The 3008-nt window shown below is 72.1% G+C and carries 2 protein-coding genes and 1 pseudogene; 2 read left to right on the forward strand and 1 reads right to left on the reverse strand.

Annotation, left to right across the window (positions count from 1 at the left end; all coding sequences use genetic code 11):
* Window positions 1–216, forward strand: a pseudogene (locus ACFPZL_RS11780) (iron ABC transporter permease); the annotation flags it as partial.
* Window positions 217–301: 85 nt separating this feature from the next.
* Window positions 302–811, forward strand: coding sequence for a DUF1801 domain-containing protein (locus ACFPZL_RS11785; RefSeq protein WP_218115650.1), 510 nt, complete (start codon window positions 302–304; stop codon window positions 809–811).
* Here ACFPZL_RS11785 and ACFPZL_RS11790 read toward each other — a convergent pair.
* Window positions 718–2724: a serine hydrolase domain-containing protein gene (locus tag ACFPZL_RS11790; protein ID WP_218115652.1), complete on the reverse strand. Its 2007-nt coding sequence runs from the start codon at window positions 2722–2724 to the stop codon at window positions 718–720. The genes ACFPZL_RS11785 and ACFPZL_RS11790 overlap by 94 nt on opposite strands.
* Between the last annotated feature and the right edge of the window lie 284 nt (window positions 2725–3008).

The raw sequence follows: 3008 nt of genomic DNA on the forward strand, positions 1-3008 counted from the left end.
GTCGCCGCCGCGCTCGCCGCCGACCCCGTGCCGCGCACCCGGATGATCGTCGCGCACCGCTTGAGCTCGATCCGCGCGGCCGATCGCGTGGTGTTCCTCGAAGCCGGGCGCATCGTCGAGGACGGGGCGATCGGCGAACTCCTCGAAGCCCAGGGCCGCTTCGCGGAGTTCTGGCGCCAGCAGCACGCGGCGGGAGCGTGGCGGCTCGGGGCGTGAGTGCGGGGCGTGGCCAACGAGTGTGATCCCGGGGCGTGGCCATCGGGCGGGTATCGAACCGCGAGCCACGCCGTAGGCTGATCGCATGGACGAAGTCGTCGCATATCTGGATCGCTTTCCCGCCGAGGTCCGGGCCCGCCTGGAGGCGCTGCGCGCGATGGTGCGCGAGCGCTGCCCGCTGGCGGTCGAAAGCGTGAGCTACGGGCTGATCGGCTACAAGCTGGGCGGCCGCCCGCTCATCTACTTGGGCGGGTTCAAGAACCACATCGGCCTCTACGCGACACCGGTGGGACACGAGGCGTTCGCCGCCGAATTCGCTGCGTACAAGCAGGGCAAGGGCTCGGTGCAGTTCCCGCTCTCGGAGCCGCTGCCGACCGACCTGATCGCACGAGTGATCGCCCACCGAGTCGAAGCGGTGAGCGAGGAGCTGCCCGCGATCGGCCGCCCGGCGACCGGCGCGCTCGCCGAGATCGGTGTGACGAGGGCCGGCCAGCTCGCGGACTACTCCGAGAAGGAGCTGCTCGCCCTCCACGGTGTTGGCCAGAAGGCGATCCGCCTGCTGCGGGAGGCCGGCGTCCGCCTGCGCGACGACTGAGCCGCCGCCGCGCAGGCGATGCCGCGCGCGAGCAGGATCGCGCCGACGCCCCAGGCGATCAGGCTGAGCTCGATCGAGACGGTAAGCGGATCGGCCGCGAGCGTCGGGCGGCCGACGAGCATGAGCCCGGCAGCGAGCTGCCACAGCAGCACGATGAAGATCGCCCCGCCGATGTCGAAAGCCGTGCGGCGGATCTCCCGGCGTGCGGTGACGGATGCGCTCGCCGCGGGGCTGCTGCTGTCGAGGTGGTTATCACGGCGGCTATCGCGACGGCGGTCACTGCGGCGGCGCAGGCGCCCCACGAGCCACACGCACCCCACTGCGAAGGCGCCGAACGCGGCGAAGACGAGCGCGGTGACGGCGGCGGGCTCGCCAGCCGAGCCGTCGGGGTCCAGACCGTCGAAGTAGGCCGCGATCTGCTGCACCGGCGCCGTCTGATCGTAGAGCGGCCCGTTCGCGGCCTGCAGCATCACGACCGCCCTGCCCTCGGAGGGGCGGAGCTCGGCGTGCGCGAAGAAGCCGTCCGTGCGACCGACGTGCGCGGCGATCGGCGCGGTGCCGGATCCGGATCCGGTCCCGATGCCGTTCGCGGCAGTGTTGTTCGCGGCAGTGCTGCCGGCGGCAGTGCTGTTCGCGCGAGTGCCGCTTGCGTCAGTGCCGCTGCCCGCGCCCGTGCCCCAGCCGAGTCCGTAGCCGTCGGTCCGCGGGGCCGCGGTGTCGCCGTTCTCGGCAGTGGTTCGCGGGGTGAGCATGGCCCGCACGCTCTCGGCGCTCAGGATCCGCGTCCCGTCGTCGGCGAGGCCCTCGCGCAGCAGCATCCGCAGGAAGGCGGCGAGATCGTCGGCGGTCGACACGAGGTAGCCGTCGGGTGCGGCTCCCGCGGGTACCGTCTCACCGCGCGTGAACGGCACGCCGAAGGCGAAGCCGTGACCCGACGCGGCGATGCGCTGCGCTTCGGCCGGATCCGCGGTGGACCGGGTCATCCCGAGCGGTGCGAACAGCTCGCGTTCCAGGAACTCTGCGAACGGCAGCCCGCTCTCCGCCTCGATGACGGCGCCGAGGATCGCGTAGTTCAGGTTCGAGTAGGCGAAGGGGACGCCGTCATGGAGTGCGGCGCCGTCCGGAGTCGCGGCTTCATCGAGGATCGCGGTGGTCGCTCGGGGGACGGCGCCTGCCCGGGGGACGGTATCGGCGCGGGCCGCGCGGTCCTGGATCGAGAGCGTCGGATCGCGGCGCGCATCGAGCCCGGCGTCGGCGTCGAAGCCGCTGGTGTGGCTGAGCAGCTGCGCGATCGTGATCGGATCGGCGTCCTGCGGACGGAACTCCGGCAGGGAGTCGCGCACGGGCGCATCGAGTCGCAGTCGGCCCGAGTCGACCAGGCGCATGATCGCCGCGGCGGTCACCGGCTTGCTGAGCGAGCCGATGAGGAACGGCGTATCGGCGTCGGCGCCGCCCGCCCCGCCGGAGACGGTTCCCGGCACGAGTGCGCCTTCGGTCGATGCGGCGCCGGAGGGCGAGGTGCCTGTGGATGCGGCGCCGGTGGATACGCCGCCGGTCTCGATCACGGCCCAGGCGGCCGGCGCCTGCAGGCCGGGGAGGAGCGCGGTGCGGTCGAGCCCTCCGGCGAGGATGGCCGGAGCTGACGAAACGGGATCCTCCGCGGGATCCTTCACGGGATCCGACGCGGTGTCGTTTGCAGCGCCGTGAGCGGTGCCGTGGACTGTGCTGATCCCGGCGCCGTGAGTAGCGCCGTGCGCGAGCGCGCTGCGCGCGGTGTCTGCCGTGTCGGCGGGAGAGGCGTCGACGATCGCCATGGCGGGGAGGAGCAGCAGTCCGAGCACGGCCGCCACCGCAAGCCAGGCCCGATCGGCGGAACTCGAATTCTTCGTGCTTTTTGCGTCGTGATGCGTCACACTAGGAGAGTAAACGAAGTTCGTTAGTTTATGACTGGCGCATGAGTGCCACGGCACGAGCTCGCCATCCGTCGCGCGGCACCCGCAGCAAGACGCACGACACACAACGTACGACACGACCGGCATTGCGAGGTCTCGACGATGAGCCCCTTCACCGAATCCCAGGATCGGATCCGCGTGGGCCGCCTCGGCCCGCTCGCGCGGGAGCACACCGACGCACTGATCTCGCTCATGCGCGTCCGCCCGGGGAGCCGCGCGGCGGCGGGCGAGCTGCTGGGCGCCGC

Source organism: Leucobacter soli (genome assembly GCF_042659205.1).
Taxonomy (GTDB): Bacteria; Actinomycetota; Actinomycetes; order Actinomycetales; family Microbacteriaceae; genus Leucobacter; species Leucobacter soli.

Coding starts and splice junctions, on each gene's coding strand:
- ACFPZL_RS11785 (WP_218115650.1), top strand. CDS start 302: ATGGACGAAGTCGTCGCATATCTGGATCGCTTTCCCGCCGAGGTCCGG.